We start from the raw sequence: 19,431 nt of genomic DNA on the forward strand, positions 1-19,431 counted from the left end.
CGAAGGGCAACCACCTGCACTACGAACTGATGGTCAACGACCGCAAGGTCGACCCGATGCGCGTGCGCCTGCCCGACAGCCACACCCTCGAAGGCGAAGCCCTCGCCGCTTTCGAGCGCGAGCGCGAGCGCATCGACGATCTCCTGCAGGACTCCTTCACCAAGCCGCTTCCCGTCCTCGCCAGAGTGGCCGACTGAAGGCTCGCGGACTGCCCCGCGCCCTACTCCGCGAATTCCACCCTCACGCCCGGCTTCACCCGCTTGGCGAGTTCCTGAGCATCCCAGTTGGTCAGACGCACACAGCCATGGCTGAAGGTCTTGCCGATCTTCGAAGGCTCGGGCGTGCCGTGGATGCCGTAGGTCGGTTTCGACAGCGCGATCCAGATAGAGCCTACCGGACCGTTCGGCCCTGGCGGGATGGTCAGCACGCGCTCGTTGTTGCCCTGCTTGAAGTTTTTCTTCGGATTGTAGGTGTATTCGGGATCGAAAGCGACGCGCTCCACTTCGTGGGAACCCGTGGGAGACGGCGTATCGGTCGAGCCGATGGTGGCGGGATAGGCGGCGACGAGCTGGCCTCGTGTATCGTAGGCCCGAACCTGCTTGCGGTCCTTATCGGCGACGATCCGTGCAACGTCGTACGTCGCCGGCTTGCCGGGATTGACCACCTTGATGACCGTGCCGGGACGATTGAAGTTGGCACCCGGATTGAGCGCGATGAGATACTTCTCGTCCATGTGGAAGCGCTCGGCCAGCATCTCGGCGACGCGTGTATAGCTCAACCGTTCGAGGGTGGCCTTCTCGCCGTAGTCCTCCGGCACGGAGGCGATGTAGGGCCCGGCCGCATCCTCCGCGGTAATCGTGTATTCGACGAAAGCCGGCCCGCCGGTCTTCTCCAGTTCCGCCGCGATCCACTCCTTGTCATACGTCCTCAGCCGCTGGCCGGTGATCTCGTGATAGGCGCTGATGGCCTTGTTGACGTTATCGCCCATGCGCCCGTCGATAACCCCCGGCGAAGCACTGGCGCGGTCGAGGAGAACCTGGTACTTCGCCACCTCCTCGCTGACGTCGCGCGCGCCCGGCACGGTGATCTCGAGCCCCTCGTCCCGTCTGGAGCGCAGCTGCTCGCGTCCATCACTCGGCTCCGCGCCCGGCGGCACCGCCGCCAGCGCCCCGCTCCGACCGGACGGCGAATCGAGAGGCGCGCGCCACACACTCGGGGCTTCACGCTCCACCAGCGGACCTGCACCGTAGCCCTCCTCCACCGACGGCGCTTCCTCATATTCGCCGTAGCGCGGATCGATATAAGGCTCGTCATAGCGCGGCCTGCGATAGCTGCGGTCGCCATAAGGATCGTAAGGATCAACCCCTTCGCTGATCGCCGCCTCGCGGTCGCGATGGAACCGCTCGACATCCCTTGGATCGGTGAAATCATATTCGCGCCGGCCGAGTTCGCGGGAGCGCATCTCGCGGCGCTGATACTGCGGGGGCGGCGGTGGGGGCGGTGCCCGCCCGAGGAGAGGCGCACGGATTTCGACCACACGGCCCGTACGCGGATCGACCACGACCTCACGCCCATACTGGTCGATATAGACGTCGAACTCGTAAGCCTGGGCAAGCTGTATGCCCTCCGGCAAACGCGGCGCTTCTTCCGCCTGCAGGGCAGGCACGGCCGTCAAAGGACCGAGCAGCAAGGCCAAGGAATATCTCTTCAACACGTCCCGCTCCCCACCGACACTTTACGGCTGCCGGCGCTTATACGAATCGCACTCATCGCCAGCTTAGCGTGCCGCCTAATACATGAACGAGACATGAAAATGGCCAACCCTGGACTATCTCGGCCATGAACTGAAATAACCATCGTCGATGCCTCCTCAATCACCGGTCCACGCCCGCCGATCACACACATCGACGTGGCTTCCTCCGAAAAGTCCAATCCGGTATAATGCGCCACGGTTGCTCTCTCCTTCGTTTTGTGGCGATCCCATATCGACCACGTACCAACCGAAGTGTCGGGGGCAACCACTGCCCTGGACAAGAGCGATTAGGCCATCTCAGGATGGGGGTAGGCGCGCGCGTCATCGCCGCCACGCCCGCTTTCGCGTCTGGCCATTGAGTAAGTTGGGAAGCGGGGCGCGTCTTCGGCACCGCAGGAGGCGCTTTGGGGGCGCCTCAAATAAGGCGCGTCCAACGCGCCCCGCCGGAGTCTGTCCCGACGGTCGGCCGGTCACTCGGGCCTTTCTCCTTCCCGGCCGCACCCAATTGGGGGTGGTATCAGCCGGGCCGAACAAAAGCCCTGGCGGCTTCTCCGCAATGCCGGCAACGCTGTCCCCCAGCGCTCCCGGCACCGCCGGCCTGTCGCGGGCCCTCAGGCCTCCGGGTACCGAGCCCGAAGGGAGAGGTCTCCGCCGCCCTCCCTGATCCCCGGTCCGGACCCGGTTCCCGCGAGAGCGATGGCAAGGATTTTAAGGGCAGGCTGGGCAGGGGGGAGTATTTTCCTGCGAAAAAAGTTGGAGAAATTATTCCGAAGCGAAGGAAAACAATGGGTTGTCGGGGAAGAAAGAATTTTTGTCGCCATATTTTATCCCCGCGCAGGCGAGGCACCGCCGGCTGAGGTGAAGGGCGCCCGCCGCCCTTCCAACGCGCGTCATCCCACCCGCGCGCGTCATCCCACCCGCGCCCGCGCGCGTCATCCCGGAAAGCCGAAGGCTTGTCCGGGACCCATTCTCGCCTCGCTGAAGCTCCGGCGAAGCGGGCCGGAAGGTGGACGAGTCACGGAATGGGTCCCGGACAGTCTCCGCTTCGCTCCGACTTCCGGGATGACGCGCGCGGGTGGGGTGGGATGGGGGTGGGGATGGGCACGTAGTACGCACATGTCGTCGCGGCGGGAATGACGCGCGGGTGGTGGGTTTCCTTGAAATGCCGGCGCTCCTTCGCGCCCCCCTCTGTCCTGAGCTTTGTCGAAGGGGCGCGGGCTTATCTGGGGGCGCGCGATGGGGTGCGGGCTTGGCCGCTAGACCAATTCATCGTTTCATGGAATCGGTCTAACTCTTTGTTTTTTGCAATTCCGGACGGGAAATTGCTCTAGCAGCCCGTGCACTCGGCTCCGCGGGCAGCTCCGTCGTTCACGAATCGTGAACGACTTCCCAGTGGATTGGGGAAATTCCTCACGGTTTATACATGTGTTACACAAAAGTTGCTCAAGTTGGGAAGTCGATGTGACACAATTATCAGTAAATTCCAATCAGCTTCACGATTGATCCAGGATTAATTTTTGCGGTTGCTTGACCATCCGTTCGGTGCCATCGTATGTTGCGTTGCAGCATTATGGCGTCGAGACTTGCGTCCGTTTGAGACGAGCGCTGGCTGGCCGGAACGGAGTTGGCGGATGTTTGGCGCGAATGTTTTGCGCATGGGCACCTTCGAAGATCCCGGACAAAGGGTTACACTGGAGGTTAACCGCGTGGCTTTCACCGAACTTGGCGAACCTTGCCAGTTTGACGGGTCGGTAGCGTGCGATCTGAAGTAATGGACAGATGGCCCCAGCATGACCGCGCCCCATATCGCGGCGGCCCGGGAACAATCGGCTGCCGGCGTGGGCAGCGAGCCGCTGAAGGAACAGAGCTTGCTGGATCGTAACGAAAAGCGCCTCGAGCAGGAAGAAGAGGTCGTCTACGGCCATCTGCGCAGCGGTCGTGCACGTGCAGCCCTTCACGGCGTCTTCTGGTCGGCCCTGAGCGGTTTTGCGCCAGCGGCGGTCGCTGCGGGTGTGTTTACCGTCACCTCGCGCTTCCTCACACCCGCGGAATTCGGTCTGGTCGCGCTGGCGGCAAGCATCGCCATGCTGGCCAGCGCCGTTGCCCCGGCGGGCTTCGGCCAGGCCCTCGTTCAGCGCCAGGATTTGGGGCGCCGGCATCTCGACTCGGTATTCTGGCTCTGCATCCTCGTCGCACTGGCCATCTATGCAGTGCTCGTGCTGGCCGCCCCGGCGCTCGCCGGCTTCATGGGCGAGGCCGGCCTGGCGGCGCTCCTGCCGGTCATAGGCCTGCGCGTCGTCTTCGACCTTGCCGTCGTCGTGCCGAACGCGCTTCTTTCGCGTGCCATGGCGTTCAGCAAGATGGCCATGCGCACGACGATCGCCTCGCTTGTTTCAGGGGCCGTCTGTCTTGGCCTGCTGGCCTTGGGATACGGGCTTTGGGCGCTGGCGCTGTCGCAGCTCGCCTCGTCGGTTGCCATATGCGTGGGCACGCTCCTGTCGGTCGACTGGCGGCCCGGCCTGCGCTTCGAATGGCGTGCCCTGCGCGAGCTTGCCCACTACGGCATGTTCGCATCGGGCCACAGGATCCTCCGCATGATGAGGCTGGATCAGATCCTGATCGGCATGCTTCTGGGCACCACGGCACTCGGCATATTCAGCTTTGCGCGGCGGATATTCCAGCTCTTGAACGATTTTGTCGCCGGGGCGCTGAACGCCGTTTCCTATTCGCTGCTCGCGTCCCTGCAGAGCGAGCACGAAAAGCTGAAGGAGGCATACCTTTTTGCGACCTTCGCTTCGGCCGCGCTTTCGTTTCCCGTGTTCGTCGGGCTGGCCGTCGTCGCCAGCGACCTCATCGCGGTGCTCTTCGGCGCGCACTGGATCGAAGCGGTGCCCGCCGTCCGCAGCTTCTGCGTCATCGGATTGCTGAGCTGTATCGGTGTCCTCCAGGCATCGCTCATCAACAGCCAGGGGAATCCGAACTGGTGGTTCTACTATATGGCGGCCAAGCAGGCCGTGACCGCTCTGGTGATCGTGGCCTTCTACCGGTTCGGCGTTTCCGCCCTGGTCTTCGCCCTTGCCGTGCAGAACTTCCTCATGTGGCCGGCTGCCGTGTGGATGGTGCTGAAAATACTGAAGATCGGCCCCTGGACCTATCTGCGACCCTTCCTCTCCCCCGCGCTCGCCTGCCTGGCGATGCTGGTCGGCGTGCTCGCCCTGCGGCAATACGTGGCTGAGGATACGGCATATCTGCGTCTTGCCGGCGAAGTCCTGTTCGGCGCGATAATCTATTGCGCGGTGCTCGCCGCTCTCGACAGCCGCCGGATATTCCAGATGCGCGATGTCGTGCTGAAGCGCAGAGCGGTGTCGGCATGAAGCTTACCTACTTCAAGGGGCACGTGCCCAACTTCGGCGACGAGCTGAACACCTATATGTGGCCGCGGCTTTTGCCACAGGGCTTCCTCGACGAGGATGACAGCGAATTGTTCCTCGGCATCGGTTCGATACTCTGGGAGGATTATCCGAGGGAACCGCGCAAATACGTTCTCGGGTCGGGATATGGGGGGTATGCACCGGCGCCCGATGTCCATGACGGCACGTGGGATGTGATATTCGTGCGCGGCCCGCGAACGGCGGCGCGGCTTGACCTGCCGCGGTCCAAAGGCATCTGCGACAGCGCTATCCTTCTCCGCAAACTCGACTTGCCGCCGGCAGGTGGAGACCTCGGCGTCGCCTTCATGCCGCACTTTCACAGTTTTACGCGAGGCCATTGGCCGGAAGCCTGCGCGCAGGCGGGCATTCGCCTGATCGATCCCCGCGACGATGTGGAAGAGATCATCGGCAAGATTCGCGGTGCGCGCATGTTGATCACCGAGGCCATGCATGGCGCCATCGTCGCCGATGCCTTGAGGACGCCTTGGCTTGCGGTCCGCCCGATACACGCTGCGAATGCCGCCAAATGGTCCGATTGGGCAGACTCCCTCGAATTGGACTTGAGTCCGCATCCCCTCCAGCCATCGAGCCTGCTTGAAGCCTATGTCAGCGCGACGAAGGGCCAGCGGTACTATGGAGGCCGTGCGAAGCAAATCGGCCAAAGTGCGCTTGCCAAGCCGGCGAACAAGGCTTTGATCCTCCTTGCCGCACGGCACTTAAGAAAGCTGAGCCGATGCGAGCCACAACTGAGCCGCGACGATCGCATCAACGAGGCATGCGAGCGTGCACACCAGGCCGTTGAGGAATTTCTCCGATCACGCGCTTCCGTCATGGAGCACAGGCCATGAACACCAGGATCGCCGTCGTCATCCCGTATTTCCAACGGGAACCGGGTATTTTGCGGCGTTCGGTCGATTCGGTGATCGCACAGGACCTGCCGGACGGCATCGATGTGAATATCGTCATCGTCGACGACGAGTCGCCGCTTCCCGCGCAAAGGGAGCTTGACGATCTCGATCCGCCCGCCCCGTACAGCATCGTCGTGCTGAACCGGGGAAACGGCGGACCGGGGGCGGCGCGGAATACGGCGCTCGACCATCTGGATCCGGCGGAGACGGACTATGTGGCCTTTCTCGATTCCGACGATGTGTGGTCTCCCGGCCATCTCCGTCACGCGGTCGCTGCGCTTGCCGGTGGAGCGGACTTTTATTTCGCCAATAGCATGCACGACGGCGTCACGTCGTTCTCCTATTTCGAATACATGACGAAGAACCACGATGTCCGCGTCGGCGCGGAACCCGAGTCGCGATCCATATCAGGGCACCAGGCGTTCAACGAGTTTCTGGTTCACTGCATCCCGCACACGTCCAATGTCGTATACAGGTTTCCGCCCCACTGCGATGTGCGCTTCGATGCCAGGCTGCGCCGCACGGGCGAGGATCAGCTTTTCTGGATCACGCTCGCAAAGCAGTCCAAGAGGGTCAGCTATTCCACGGCTGTCATGGGATCGCGCGGACGGGGTGTGTCGGTTTACCGGGAGGCTCTTGCGTGGGACTCGGTCCACGCGCCCAACCGCCTGATCGACGGGCTCGTCTTCAGGGACAAGCTGCTGACCATATTCGATCTGGATTCGACGCAAAGGAGGCTGAGCGAGCAGGAAGCCCAGGAAACGCGCGATCACCTGGTGTTCCTGTGCCTCAGAAACCTGCGCTACAGGCCGCTTAACACCCTTGATGCAGCTCTAAGGATCTCCCGGGAACTGCCCTCGTTCTGGCTGCACTTTCCAAAGACCTGCCTTCGCGTGCCAGCCCACTATCGCACGTTCAAAACCCAGGCAGCCATTCCGCAACCCTAACCCGGTGAGCGAACAGTATGACGTTGAAGATCGTTTTCGCGAGCGCGCACCCTTATCTCCCGCAGATCGCCGGCGGCAGCCAGTCGAACACCCACGAAATGGCGCGGGAGCTTCTTGCGCGCGGCCACGAAACCAGCGTCCTGGCCGGGCTGACGCGCGACGGCTGGATCGGCGCGCGCGGTCGGGTGATGATGAAGCTGTCGCGGCGCAAGGCCGTCTGCGACCACAGCCAGGGCTATCCCGTCTACCGTTCCTGGTTCGCCTGGGAAGGGGCGGCGGACGTGGCACGTTCGGCGGCGCCCGATGTCGTCGTGGCGCAATCCGGCAAGGTCCTGCGCGTTGCCCGGGCCTTCCGCGACATGGGCCTGCCGACGGTCATCTATCTTCACAATGTCGAGTTCGAGGATCATGGGGAGCCGATCGAGGATTTTGGCGACGCCATTTTCCTTGCCAACTCGCAGTTCACCGCTGACCGCTACCGGGACGCCTACGGAATTTCCTCGACGGTCATAAACCCGCTTTTCCAGCCCGAACGCTACCAGGTCCCTTCGCGCCGCGAACGGGTCCTGTTCGTGAACCCCCATCCGGCGAAGGGGGTCGATCTCGCCCTCGCACTGGCGCGGGCGTGCCCCGATATCCCCTTCGATTTCGTCGAAAGCTGGACGCTGTCTGAGGACCAGCGAGCGGCACTCATGCAAAGCATGGCGGGACTTGGCAACATCACGCTGCATTCGCGGACGGACGACATGCGCGAGCACTACGGCCGAGCCCGCGTCGTTCTGGTGCCGAGCCGATGGGAGGAGACCTGGGGACGCATTGCCTCTGAAGCGCATTACAGCGGCATCCCCGTTCTCGCCACGGAGGTCGGCGGGCTAGGTGAGGCCGTCGGGCCGGGCGGCATCCTCCTGCCGCCGCAGGCGGAACCGTCGGAATGGGCCGCGGCCCTGCGTTCCCTTTGGGAGGATTCGACCCTCTATGAATCCCTCTCCCGGGCCGCAGCGCGTTACGCCGAACGCCCTCAGCTCGATCGCGCGCGCCAGATCGACCAGATGGAGGAGATATTGGCCGCGGCTGTCGATAGCCGAACAGGAAAGGCCGCGTGAGGGTAGCCTGCACCGTCGGCGGACCGCTTTCATCGCAAACAGTGATCCCCTCATGCGCTCTCGAGCATCCACCGGTAAGGCGTCTTCCCGATCATTGCCTGCAGTTCGTCATAGTTCTCGATCATGTCTTCAAGCGGATCGGGGTTGGTCTTGCGGAGAAGGATCTTCGGCTCGCCGGGCTCCAGCCCCATGAACGCCACCACCTTGCGGTAGGCGACGAACGGGTCGTCGCTAATGTGGTCCTCGTAGTTGAGTGCGCAGACCTGCTTGCCTGCGAGGAGCCGGTCGAGATGCTCGTGCCCCTCTTCGATCATGCGGATCGCATCGACCAGGTCGAGATATCTGGCGCCGAGCGGAATCCTGTGCAGGTCGAGATGGAAGCGTCTCTTCTGCCGCTTCTGGTCCGCGCGAATGTGAAACTGCCCGGTATCGCGCAGGACGACGCCGGAAATCAGCCGGCGCAGGATGTTCTTCCTCTTGAGTACGACGTAACGGTCGAAGCCGAGCTCGGACAGCGTGTCCACATAGCGCTCCAGATCAACGCCGATCACCCTGAGATGATGCTCGTCGAGGAACTTCGTCTCGAAGCCGAACATCCGATTGCGCGCCTCGCGCATTTCCGTCCGCAGGTCCTTCAACGGATCCTTCGGGAGAGAATAGGCGCCGGACCCGGCGGCTTTCATGTAGCGGTTATGTTCCTTCTGGAACACCTCGCCAGCCCAATAGATGCGTCGGTGCTGCTGCAGCATACCGACAAGCACGGTGCTACCGACGCGCCCGACATGAAACATGGCGACGTTTCCCGGACGAAACAGGCCAAGCAGCGGGTTCAATACGGCCTTGGCGTATCGGCGTGTGTGATGGCTGATGGAGGGTTGGAGAAGTTCCGACATGGGCGCGCCTTCCTGCGTTCGGCATGGAAACGACGAGCTCGTCACAGCTCGGCAGCCCCTTCCCACGCCGCACAGGCGGCAGCGTCCCCTTCCCGGCCTGCACTGGCTCGTCCGGGCGCCTGACGGGATCGGCCATTGAGCGCCGGCCACGTTGGACCGCCCGGAATGACCCATTATAACGGTGGTGGCGGGATTTGCACCCGCCTTGTCGGGGCGCCCTGCCCTTTGGCAGACCGTCAGGGTTTAGCCAGCCCAAGCTCCCTTTGCATCTTCTTCGGCAGCCCTGCCGCCACCAGCCGGTGGCTCTCGCCGAGATACTCCTTCAGCGCGGCGTCATCCATTGTCTCCGCCGTCTGGCGCTGGATCCATTTCATGCCGCGGGAGGCGAGATAGGGCGCGGGGCGGAGGCGCAGAAGCGGTTGTAGTCGTCGAGCGTCATTGCGTCCCCTTCCCCTATCGCGGCTTATCAAACACGCTTTCGATTCGCGCCTTGCAACCCGCCCTCGCCCTTCGACAGGCTCAGGATGAGGGCTCGTGTTTGCGCTCCCCCATCAACGCCAGCGGCTTGCACCGGCGCCGCCTTGCCCTCACCCTCATGGTGAGCTTGTCGAACCACGAGGGTGAGGGCACGCAGTTACGCCGCCGCTTCCGTCTCTCCCTCCGCGGCAGCGCCCTTCTTCGACCGGAAGATCAGGCGGTCGGACCCCGCGGTGACCTTGACGGTCGAGCCGTCGAAAATCTCCCCCATCAGGATCTTCTCGGCAAGCGGGTCCTGCAGCTCCTTCTGCATCACCCGCTTCAGGGGCCGCGCGCCATAGGCCGGATCGTAGCCTTTGCCGGCCAGCCAGTCGACAGCCGCCTGGTCCAGGTCCAGCGTGATCTTGCGGTCGGCCAGAAGCCGCTCCAGCCGCTTGAGCTGGATTTGCACGATCTCGCCCATATCCTGCCGGCGCAGACGGTGGAACAGGATCACCTCGTCCACCCGGTTGAGGAACTCGGGCCGGAAGGACGCCTGCACGACACCCATCACCTCGTCGCGGACCTTGTCCACGTCCTCGCCCTCGGCGAGATTGACGAGGAATTCCGCGCCCAGGTTCGACGTCATAATGATGAGCGTATTCCGGAAGTCGACTGTACGGCCCTGTCCATCGGTCAGCCGCCCGTCGTCGAGCACCTGCAAGAGCACATTGAAGACGTCCGGATGCGCCTTCTCGATCTCGTCGAACAGGATCACCTGATACGGCCGGCGCCGCACCGCTTCGGTCAGCACGCCGCCTTCCTCGTAGCCGACATAGCCGGGAGGCGCGCCGATGAGCCGGGCCACGGAATGCTTCTCCATGAACTCCGACATGTCGACGCGCACCATCGCATGCTCGTCGTCGAACAGGAAGTTGGCCAGCGCCTTGGTCAGCTCCGTCTTGCCGACGCCCGTGGGGCCGAGGAACATGAAAGAGCCGATCGGCCTGTTCGGATCCTGCAGGCCGGCACGCGCGCGACGCACGGCCTTGGAGACGGCCTGCACCGCCTCGCCCTGGCCGACGACCCGCTTGGCAAGCTCGTCCTCCATGCGCAAGAGCTTCTCGCGCTCGCCCTGGAGCATCTTGTCGACAGGAATACCGGTCCAGCGCGAGACGATGTGCGCCACGTGGTCCGGCGTCACCGTCTCCTCGACCATCGAGCCGGAACCGTCCTGCGCCTCCGCCTCGACGAGCTTCTTCTCTAGCTCCGGGATACGGCCATAGGCCAGTTCGCCCGCGCGCTGGAACTCGCCCTTGCGCTGGGCGATGGCGAGCTCGTTGCGGGCCTCGTCGAGTTGCCGCTTGAGGTCGGCGGCAAGACCGAGCTTATCCTTCTCCGACGCCCATGTGCTCGTCAGCCGGGCCGACTCTTCCTCGAGCCCGGCAAGCTCCTTCTCCAGCTTCTGCAGCCGGTCCTTGGAAGCTTCGTCCTTCTCCACCCGGAGCGCCTCGCGCTCGATCTTGAGCTGCATGATGCGCCGGTCGACCTCGTCCAGCTCCTCGGGCTTCGAATCGACCTGCATCCTCAATCGGGAGGCCGCCTCGTCCACAAGGTCGATGGCCTTGTCGGGCAGGAAGCGATCGGTGATGTAGCGGTTGGAAAGATTGGCCGCGGCAACAAGTGCCGAGTCGGAGATCCGCACCTTGTGGTGCTGCTCGTATTTCTCCTTCAGCCCGCGCAGGATGGAGACGGTATCCTCCACCGTCGGCTCGTCCACGAAGACGGGCTGGAACCGGCGGGCAAGGGCGGCGTCCTTCTCCACATGCTTGCGGTATTCATCGAGGGTCGTGGCGCCCACGCAATGGAGCTCGCCGCGCGCCAGCGCCGGCTTGAGCAGGTTCGAGGCGTCCATGGCGCCATCGGCCTTGCCGGCGCCGACCAGCGTGTGCATCTCGTCGATGAACAGGATGATGCCGCCCGAGGCCGCCTGGATCTCCGAAAGAACCGCCTTCAGCCGCTCCTCGAACTCGCCGCGATATTTCGCACCGGCGATCAAGGCGCCCATGTCGAGCGCCATGAGCTGCTTGTCCTTCAGCGATTCGGGCACATCGCCATCGACGATCCTGAGCGCCAGGCCCTCGGCGATGGCCGTCTTGCCGACACCCGGCTCGCCGATCAGCACCGGGTTGTTTTTGGTGCGCCTGGAGAGCACCTGGATGGTGCGGCGGATTTCGTCGTCGCGGCCGATCACCGGGTCCAGCTTGCCGGCCCGCGCCTCGGCCGTAAGGTCGCGCGCGTATTTCTTCAGCGCGTCATAGCCCTGCTCCGCACTAGCCGAATCGGCGGTGCGCCCCTTGCGGATCTCGTTGATGACCTTATTGAGCGCCGTCGGCGTGACGCCTGCCTTGGCGAGGATATCCGCGGTCTTGGCGGATTTCTCGATGGCGAGCGCCGTCAAAAGCCGCTCGACGGTGACAAAGCTGTCGCCAGCCTTCTTGGCCACTTCCTCCGCCGTGGCGAACACCTTGGCGAGCGGTTGCGCCAGGTAAAGCTGGCCGCTGCCACCCTCGACCTTCGGCATCGCCTCGAGCGCCCCCTCCACGGCAAGCTTGACGTCGCGCACCCGCCCGCCGGCGCGCTCGATGAGCGAGGCGGCAAGGCCTTCCTCGTCGTCGACAAGCACCTTCAGGATATGCTCGGGCGTGAACTGCTGGTGATTCTTCGAAAGAGCGAGCGTCTGGGCCGACTGTATGAAGCCACGCACCCGCTCGGAATATTTCTCAATGTCCATTCGCGTCTCCATCTCCCCGCCGACCCGCTTTGCGGCGTCAAGCAGGCTAATGTGACGGACCCCCTCCGGCGATGATCGAAATCAACGCCGTATTCTCGGCAGGCCCAACTGTTCGAGATATGGGAGCAATCGGCCGACCGCACAAGATGAATGCACGAACGCAAAGCGGCGGGCAATGCCCGCCGCTTCAAACGTCGTAAATTAGTCGCCCCGCGCTTAGACCAATTCATCGTTTCATGGAATCGATGATTTGGTCTAACTCCTTGTTTTGTCGCAATTCCGGACGGAAAACCGGTTTCCACTTTTCCTGGAATTGCTCTACCCCTGCGCGGCGGCCTCTTCGGTGGGCTGGGTCTCGTCTGCGTCGGATGCTTCGGCTGCCGGAGTGTCCGACGCCTTCTTGCGAGGCCGGCGCGGACGCTTTGCCGGCTTCGGCGCTTCCGCACCCTCTTCGCCGGCCGCTTCGGCCTCCCTGGGCGTGGCATCCTCTCCGCTCGCATCGGCATGGCCGTTGGATTTCGCCCCGTTGGTGGCGGCATTGCTGGTGCCGGCATTCTGCCGGTCCAGCGCCACCTCGGCGGGGATACCGTCTATCACCGGCTGCGGGCCGTAGCCGTCCTCGACACGCTGGCGCTGACGCGGCTGCGCCTCGGAGCGGCCAGTCTCCTGCTCGTCGCGATCCTCACGATCGTCGTCATCGTCACGATTGTCGCGCATGTTCTGCTGCGGCTGCAACTGTGCCTGGGCAGCGGCGATGAGCCGGTTGTAATGCTCGGCATGCTGCAGGTAGTTCTCGGCCATCACCCGATCGCCGGAGCTCTGCGCATCGCGCGCCAAGGTCGTGTATTTATCGGCAACCTGCTGCGCCGTGCCGCGGATCTTCACATCCGGACCATTGCTCTCGTAGCTGCGGGTGAGCGGGTTCGGCCCCTTGCGGTTGTTATTGTTGCCGCGTCCGCGCATACGCCTGTTCTGCTGTTGTGGCCTCATTCCATTCTCTTCGTTTGAGACAACTATCGATTCGTGTGTTGATTGCGGAGAAAACGGGCACCAAGGCCGTCCGTCTCACAATTTCCCTTGGCGATGTGCCGCACCTCAATAGGCGCGAGGGCCATCCTGGTCCGCTTCGTGTTCACTTGCCCGATGATCCCCGCACGAAGCACATGCGTCGATAACGCAAAAAGGCAGTCTGTCCGCGGGAACCGAATCGAAAACGGCACTGCCTGCTTCGTCTCATCCGGCACGGCGGAACCTAACGACATTCCCACACCTTGCCAAGTCTTTTTTCTAAACCCTCATCAAGAGCGCATGGGCATGAACAACATGGCCCTGTCGCGTCCGCCCAGATCGCGCGCCGTCCTGACGGTGCGATACCCTTCCTCGGCGAAAATGGCCTCCACGGCGGATTTCTGGTTGTATCCCGTCTCCACCGCGACGGCGCCTTCGCTGTTGAGGTGGCGATGCGCGCCGGCGGCAATCGATCTGTAGAAATCAAGTCCGTCCGCCCCGCCGTCCAGCGCGGCTCGCGGATCGTGTTCGCGCACCTCGCGCGAAAGCGTCTCCAGATCGTCCGTCGGTATATAGGGCGGGTTGGAGACGATCAGGTCGAACATGCCGTCGACATCCGTCAACCAGTTAGACCTCAGCGCGGCGAAGCGCGCCCCTTGCCCATTTATATCGGCATTGGCGCACGCCGTTGCAAGGGCTTCTTCGGAAATATCGACGCCCACCGCCTCCGCCTCGGGCACCGCGCTCAGAAGCGCCAGCGCGATCGCCCCGGTTCCCGTGCCGAGGTCGAGGATGCGGCAGCGTCCGCGCGCCGCAGCGATCCGCCGCGCCTCCGGAAGTGCCAGTTCCACCAGCGTCTCCGTATCCGGCCGCGGCTCCAGCGTCTCCCGGGAAAGCTTGAGCGTCAGCCCGTAGAACTCGCGAAAACCCAGAATGCGGTACACCGGTTCGCCCGCACAGCGGCGCACCAGCGCCGCGTCGATCTCGCCTGCCGCCTGCCGCGTGACCGGCCGGTGGGGATTGATGATCGCATCGCTTCGTGTCGTGCCGGTGAAATGCTCCACCAGAAGGCGGGCTTCGAAATCGGCGGCCTCGATCCCGCATTCGGCAAGCCGCCGCCGGACAGCCTTCGATAACGTGTCGAGCGTCGCTTCGAGCGCAATCTCCTGGCGCTCAGCCATCCGCCCCCGCATCGGCAAGCAGCTTCGAATGATGGTCGGCGATCAGCGCGTCGACCACCTCGTCCAGCTCGCCCTCCATCACCCTGTCGAGCTTGTAGAGCGTCAAGTTGATGCGGTGGTCGGTGAGCCGACCCTGCGGGAAGTTGTAGGTACGGATGCGCTCGGACCGGTCGCCGGTGCCCACCTGCAGCCGCCGCGCCTCCGAACGTTCGTCGGCTGCCTTCATGCGCTCGGCGTCGAACAGCCGTGCACGCAGGATCTGCATGGCGCGGGCACGGTTCTGATGCTGCGACTTCTCCGCCTGCACCACCACGATGCCGCTGGGGATATGGGTGATACGCACGGCAGAATCGGTCGTGTTGACGTGCTGGCCGCCGGCACCCGAGGCACGCATCGTATCGATGCGGATGTCCTCCGGCCGAACCTCCACGTCCACCTCCTCCGCCTCCGGCAGCACGGCTACCGTGGCGGCCGACGTATGGATGCGCCCCTGCGCCTCCGTCGCCGGCACACGCTGCACCCGGTGCACGCCCGATTCGAACTTCAATCGCGAAAACACCCCGCGCCCGGAGACCGTGGCGATGATCTCCTTGTAGCCGCCGGCCTCGCCTTCGCTGGCCGAAACCACTTCCACCCGCCAGCCGCGCTCGGCGGCGTAGCGCTCGTACATGCGGAAGAGATCGCCGGCAAAAAGCGCCGCTTCGTCGCCGCCCGTGCCGGCGCGGATTTCCAGGATGGCGTTCTTCTCGTCCGCCTCGTCCTTGGGCATCAGGAGAACCTGCAGCTTCTGCCGCAGTTCTTCGACCTTCTCCGCCACCTCCTCGCGGTCGGCCTCGGCCAGTTCGCGCATCTCCGGTTCGGTCGCCTTGTCGGCGATCATCGCTTCGAGATCATCGAGTTCGGCTTCCGCGTTCTTCAGGGCGCGGATGGCGGCTGCAACCTCCTGCAGCTCGGCATATTCGGAGGCGAGCTTTACATAGGCTTCCGGCGACGGCCCTGCCGCCATCTGCGTTTCGAGAAGCTCGAAACGCTTCAGCACCTGGTCCATACGGTCGCGCGGCAGTTCGGTCATCGCTTGGGTCTTGCACTCAAAGAGGAATATCGTGTTCGCGGGCGAACGCGGTCAATTCGGCCCGGATATCGGTCTTCGCACCGTGATTGGCAAGAGCGTCTTCCATCCGCTCCATCAGCGCCTCGAGCGGCAACTCGCACAGCATCGCTTTGACCGGACCGATGGACGCCGGCGCCATGGAGATCGAGCGGTAGCCTATACCCAGGAGCGCCATGGCCGAGATCGGCCGCCCCGCCAGTTCCCCGCACAGCGTCACCGGCGTATGCGCGGCCTGTCCCGCCTGGGCAATCTGCCGCAACAGCCGCAGGAAAGGCACGCCAAGCGGGTCGAAGCGCTCGGCGATACGCGTGTTGCCACGGTCGGTGGCGGTGACGAACTGGAACAGATCGTTCGAGCCAACCGAGACGAAATCCACCGCCTGCATCAGCTCCTCGAGCTGCCACACGAGTGCCGGCACCTCGATCATCGCGCCGAGCTTGAGGCTCGTCGGCAGGTGGTGAGCGAAGCGCGACAGATGCCGCACCTCGCGGTCGATGATGGCGCGGGCCTGGCGGATTTCGTCCACCTCCGTCACCATGGGCAGCATCACCTTCAGTTCACGCCCGCCCGCCGCCTTCAGGAGCGCGCGAATCTGTGTGCGCAGAAGCGCGGGCCGGTCGAGCGTGAGCCGGATGGCGCGCCAGCCGAGCGCCGGGTTCTCCTCGTGCTGCGCCCCCTTGAAATACGGCAGGACCTTGTCGCCGCCGATGTCGATGGTGCGGAAGGTGACGGGCTTGCCGGCCGCAGCGTCCAGCACCTCGCGGTAAAGCCCCTCCTGCGCCTCCACGCGCGGGAAAGTGGACGCCACCATGAACTGCAGCTCTGTACGGAAGAGCCCGATGCCGGCCGCGCCCGACTGGGCGAGCTGCGGCAGGTCCACGGCAAGCCCGGCATTCATCAAGAGCTCGACCGGCACCCCGTCCTTGGTCTGCGAAGGCTTGTCGCGCAGCTCGCGGTAGAGCTTCTGCCGCCGCGCCCGGAAGCGCACTTTCTCCGCATAGGCCGTCTCGATATCGGCTTGCGGGCGCAGGTGCACCTGCCCGTCCTCGCCGTCGACGATGACGGCGTCGCCGTTCTCCGACATGGAGACCGCGCCCTTCACCTGCCCCACCGTCGGCACGCCGATGGCGCGCGCGACGATGACGATGTGGCTGGTCGGCGCCCCGTCCTCCAGCACCAGCCCGCGCAGGCGTTCGCGCGGATAGTCGAGCAACTCGGCCGCGCCCATCGAGCGGGCGACGAGGATCGCGTCCTTCGGCATGGCCTCGGCCAGCGCGTCCGGACCGCGTCCCATGAGCTGGCGCAGGAGCCGGTTGGCGAGATCGTCGAAATCGCTCATGCGCTCGCGCAGGTAAGGATCGGTCATATGCAGCATGCGCGCGCGCATGTCGCTCTGCACCTTCTCCACCGCCGCTTCCGCCGTCAGGCCGTTGCGCACGGCCTCTTCCAGCCTGCGCACCCAGCCGCGGTCGTTGGCGAACATGCGGTAGGCCTCGAGCACGGCCCGGTGCTCGCCCTCGAAGGCGACGTCGCGCCGCGACAGCATGTCGTCGATGGAGAGCCTGAGCGAGGAGAGCGCGGCCTCCAGCCGCTCCATCTCCCGGTCGCTGTCCTCGTTGAAAAGGTTGGTGACGACGATGCGCGGCTCGTGCAGCACCACGTGGCCGAGCCCCACGCCGTCGTTGAAGGGCAGGCCCTTCAGGCTCACCGAGCGGCTGAGATCAAGTTCGATGCCCGGCCGCGTCAGCCGCGCGAGGTCGCCGGTGGCGATCATCTCGGCGATGACCATGGCCACGGTCTCCAACGCCTCCTCCTCGTCCTCGCGGTAGTGGCGCTGGGTGCGGTTCTGAACGACGAGCACGCCGAGCGTGCGGCCGGCGCGCAGCACCGGCACGCCGAGGAAGGAATGGTAGGCCTCCTCCCCCGTCTCCGGCAGATAGGCGAAGGCAGGGTGCTTCTGCGCGTCGGAAAGGTTGAGCGGCCGCGCGCTGGCGGCGATGGAGCCGACAAGACCCTGGCCGAGGCGCAACTGCGCCAGGTGCACCGCGTTCGGGTTCAGGCCTTCCGTGGCGTAGAGCTCGAGGATGGAATCGGCGCGCAGGATATAGAGCGAACAAACCTCCGCCACCATGTTCTGGGCGATTTCGCGCACGATTCGGTCGAGCCGCTCCTGCGGCTCCATCGCCTCCGCCATCATCTCGCGGAGGCGTCTCAGCAATACGCGCGGGCCTGCGGCAGTCTCTCGCATCACACCTCGCTCCAAAACCCCGCCCGGCACCGCCGGTTTGGCAGCACCCGGGACATGGTTCAAGACAAATGTCTTTATTGCTTATCGAGACCGTAGACGGAATGCAAAGTCCGTACCGCCAATTCGGCATAGGCGCCATCGATCAGGATGGAGATTTTTATCTCCGATGTGGTGATCGCGCGGATATTGATGCCCTTCTCCGCCAAGGCCTTGAAGGCGGTGGCTGCGACGCCCGCATGGCTGCGCATGCCGATGCCGATGACCGACACCTTGACGAGGCCGGCTTCCGACTGGATGGCGTCGAAGCCGACACTGTCCTTTACGTTTTCCAGCACGCTCACCGCCTTTTCCAGGTCGCCGGTGGGCACGGTGAAGGTCATATCCGTCTTCGAGCCGTCCTCGGACACGTTCTGCACGATCATGTCGACATTGATGTTGGCCTCGGCCAAGGGCCCGAAGATGCCGGCGGAGATGCCTGGCCGGTCGGCCACCCGGCGCAGCGAGATCTGCGCCTCGTCCTTGGCGTAGGCGATGCCGGTAACGACTTGCTGTTCCACGATTTCATCCTCGTCGCAAATGAGCGTTCCGGGCGGGTTGTCGAAATCGCCCATGCCCGGTGCATCCGGATCCTCGAATGACGATCTTACGAAGGTTCTGACCCCGTGCACCATGGCCAATTCCACCGAGCGGACCTGGAGCACCTTGGCGCCCTGCGAGGCCAGTTCGAGCATCTCCTCGAACGATATCCTGGAAAGCCGCCGTGCCTTGGGCTCGATGCGCGGGTCGGTCGTATAGACGCCGTCGACATCGGTATAGATATCACAGCGGTCGGCCTTCAGCGCCGCCGCCACCGCCACGGCGCTGGTGTCGGACCCGCCGCGCCCCAGGGTGGCGACGCGGTTGTCCGGCGCCAGGCCCTGGAAGCCCGTGACCACCGCCACCTGCCCCGTACCCATGCGGCGCACGATCTCGCTGCCGTCTATCTCGAGAATGCGCGCCGCGCCATGCGCGTTCGACGTGCGGATGGGGATCTGCCAGCCCTGCCAGGAGCGTGCATCCACCCCGATCGACTGCAGCGCGATGGCAAGCAGCCCGCTCGTCACCTGCTCGCCGGAGGCGACGATGGTGTCGTATTCACGCGCGTCGAAAAAGGGCGAGTTGTCCCCGGCCGCCCTGGGCATCTCCCGCGCCCAGCCCACCAGCTCGTTCGTCTTGCCGGCCATGGCCGAGACGACGACGGCCACCTCGTGGCCCGCGTCCACCTCGCGTTTGACGTGGCGCGCCACATTGTGGATGCGGGCGATGTCGGCGACGGACGTCCCGCCGAATTTCATCACGATGCGCGCCATGTGCGAAAGGTGCCTTCGTCGCTGCGGAGTGGGCGGGCAACGCCCCCTGAAAAAATGACATGTTTCTTGCCGCCAAAACGGCGCGCCCTCAATATCCAATGGCGATGACTTCCGCAAGCGAGCCGCGATGATGGCGCGGGGGTGGCGAGCCGACGTTGGCGGCCCTCGATGAGATCAATTTCACCGGGCGCGGGCGCACAGGGTTGACATCGCGCGCCCACCGCCCGACTTGATGGCTTCGCGAGAGGA

Annotated in this window: 13 protein-coding genes and 1 pseudogene (1 of these 14 running past the window's edge); 5 read left to right on the forward strand and 9 right to left on the reverse strand. The window is 64.3% G+C overall.

Annotation, left to right across the window (positions count from 1 at the left end):
- Positions 1 to 197, forward strand: partial view of a M23 family metallopeptidase gene (locus GM910_RS05480; RefSeq protein WP_159586633.1) — the final stretch only. It extends 1,807 nt beyond the left edge of the window; only the last 197 of its 2,004 coding nucleotides appear in the window; the start codon falls outside the window, past its left edge; it ends in the stop codon at positions 195 to 197.
- Positions 198 to 220: 23 nt separating this feature from the next.
- On the opposite strand, the gene GM910_RS05485 is transcribed toward GM910_RS05480, so the two are convergent.
- Complete coding sequence (locus tag GM910_RS05485) at positions 221 to 1,711, reverse strand: L,D-transpeptidase (protein WP_425482654.1); 1,491 nt, start codon at positions 1,709 to 1,711, stop codon at positions 221 to 223.
- Positions 1,712 to 3,543: 1,832 nt separating this feature from the next.
- Between GM910_RS05485 and GM910_RS05490 the strand changes: the two genes are divergently transcribed.
- The 4 genes from GM910_RS05490 (at position 3,544) to GM910_RS05505 (ending at position 8,142) form a co-directional block, all read left to right on the forward strand.
- Positions 3,544 to 5,127 (forward strand): lipopolysaccharide biosynthesis protein, encoded by a 1,584-nt coding sequence (locus GM910_RS05490; RefSeq protein WP_159586509.1) that lies wholly within the window; start codon positions 3,544 to 3,546, stop codon positions 5,125 to 5,127.
- Positions 5,128 to 5,234: 107 nt separating this feature from the next.
- Complete coding sequence (locus tag GM910_RS05495; protein WP_246225857.1) at positions 5,235 to 6,032, forward strand: polysaccharide pyruvyl transferase family protein; 798 nt, start codon at positions 5,235 to 5,237, stop codon at positions 6,030 to 6,032.
- A complete protein-coding gene (locus tag GM910_RS05500; RefSeq protein WP_159586511.1) occupies positions 6,029 to 7,039 on the forward strand; it encodes a glycosyltransferase family 2 protein in 1,011 nt (336 codons plus the stop codon). The genes GM910_RS05495 and GM910_RS05500 overlap by 4 nt, the downstream gene beginning before the upstream one ends.
- Before the next feature lie 17 nt (positions 7,040 to 7,056).
- Positions 7,057 to 8,142 (forward strand): glycosyltransferase, encoded by a 1,086-nt coding sequence (locus GM910_RS05505; RefSeq protein WP_159586512.1) that lies wholly within the window; start codon positions 7,057 to 7,059, stop codon positions 8,140 to 8,142.
- A 50-nt stretch (positions 8,143 to 8,192) separates the two neighbouring features.
- Here GM910_RS05505 and GM910_RS05510 read toward each other — a convergent pair whose 3' ends face one another.
- The 8 genes and pseudogenes from GM910_RS05510 to GM910_RS05545 all read right to left on the reverse strand — a co-directional run bounded on the left by GM910_RS05510 (position 8,193) and on the right by GM910_RS05545 (position 19,182).
- Positions 8,193 to 9,035 carry a hypothetical protein gene (locus GM910_RS05510; protein WP_159586513.1) on the reverse strand — a complete coding sequence of 281 codons (843 nt, stop codon included), beginning with the start codon at positions 9,033 to 9,035 and terminating at the stop codon, positions 8,193 to 8,195.
- Between the two features lie 236 nt (positions 9,036 to 9,271).
- Positions 9,272 to 9,442: pseudogene (locus tag GM910_RS05515) on the reverse strand (MmcQ/YjbR family DNA-binding protein); the annotation flags it as partial.
- 227 nt (positions 9,443 to 9,669) lie between these two features.
- Positions 9,670 to 12,285 carry an ATP-dependent chaperone ClpB gene (gene clpB / locus GM910_RS05520; RefSeq protein WP_159586514.1) on the reverse strand — a complete coding sequence of 872 codons (2,616 nt, stop codon included), beginning with the start codon at positions 12,283 to 12,285 and terminating at the stop codon, positions 9,670 to 9,672.
- 318 nt (positions 12,286 to 12,603) lie between these two features.
- The gene (locus GM910_RS05525; RefSeq protein ID WP_159586515.1) at positions 12,604 to 13,275 is read right to left on the reverse strand and encodes a DUF4167 domain-containing protein; all 672 of its coding nucleotides are present in this window, start codon (positions 13,273 to 13,275) and stop codon (positions 12,604 to 12,606) included.
- Between the two features lie 308 nt (positions 13,276 to 13,583).
- A complete protein-coding gene (prmC, locus tag GM910_RS05530; RefSeq protein WP_159586516.1) occupies positions 13,584 to 14,474 on the reverse strand; it encodes a peptide chain release factor N(5)-glutamine methyltransferase in 891 nt (296 codons plus the stop codon).
- On the reverse strand, positions 14,467 to 15,546 hold the full coding sequence (prfA, locus tag GM910_RS05535) for a peptide chain release factor 1 (RefSeq protein WP_159586517.1): 1,080 nt from the start codon (positions 15,544 to 15,546) through the stop codon (positions 14,467 to 14,469). The genes prmC and prfA overlap by 8 nt, the downstream gene beginning before the upstream one ends.
- Positions 15,547 to 15,562: 16 nt before the next feature.
- Positions 15,563 to 17,833, reverse strand: coding sequence for a phosphoenolpyruvate--protein phosphotransferase (gene ptsP, locus GM910_RS05540; RefSeq protein WP_159586518.1), 2,271 nt, complete (start codon positions 17,831 to 17,833; stop codon positions 15,563 to 15,565).
- A 74-nt stretch (positions 17,834 to 17,907) separates the two neighbouring features.
- Entirely contained in the window at positions 17,908 to 19,182 is a 1,275-nt protein-coding gene (locus GM910_RS05545; protein WP_159586519.1) for an aspartate kinase, read from the reverse strand.
- Positions 19,183 to 19,431 lie beyond the last annotated feature (249 nt).

The sequence above is a fragment of the Chelativorans xinjiangensis genome, from assembly GCF_009812055.1.
In the GTDB taxonomy this organism is placed as follows: Bacteria; Pseudomonadota; Alphaproteobacteria; order Rhizobiales; family Rhizobiaceae; genus Chelativorans; species Chelativorans xinjiangense.

Bases quoted from the DNA above. Each gene is read 5' to 3' on its own strand.
- GM910_RS05500 (WP_159586511.1), top strand. From the start codon at position 6,029: ATGAACACCAGGATCGCCGTCGTCATCCCGTATTTCCAACGGGAACCG.
- clpB (WP_159586514.1), bottom strand. From the start codon at position 12,285: ATGGACATTGAGAAATATTCCGAGCGGGTGCGTGGCTTCATACAGTCG.
- prfA (WP_159586517.1), bottom strand. From the start codon at position 15,546: ATGACCGAACTGCCGCGCGACCGTATGGACCAGGTGCTGAAGCGTTTC.
- GM910_RS05505 (WP_159586512.1), top strand. From the start codon at position 7,057: ATGACGTTGAAGATCGTTTTCGCGAGCGCGCACCCTTATCTCCCGCAG.
- GM910_RS05525 (WP_159586515.1), bottom strand. From the start codon at position 13,275: ATGAGGCCACAACAGCAGAACAGGCGTATGCGCGGACGCGGCAACAAT.
- GM910_RS05490 (WP_159586509.1), top strand. From the start codon at position 3,544: ATGACCGCGCCCCATATCGCGGCGGCCCGGGAACAATCGGCTGCCGGC.
- ptsP (WP_159586518.1), bottom strand. From the start codon at position 17,833: ATGCGAGAGACTGCCGCAGGCCCGCGCGTATTGCTGAGACGCCTCCGC.
- GM910_RS05510 (WP_159586513.1), bottom strand. From the start codon at position 9,035: ATGTCGGAACTTCTCCAACCCTCCATCAGCCATCACACACGCCGATAC.
- prmC (WP_159586516.1), bottom strand. From the start codon at position 14,474: ATGGCTGAGCGCCAGGAGATTGCGCTCGAAGCGACGCTCGACACGTTA.
- GM910_RS05545 (WP_159586519.1), bottom strand. From the start codon at position 19,182: ATGGCGCGCATCGTGATGAAATTCGGCGGGACGTCCGTCGCCGACATC.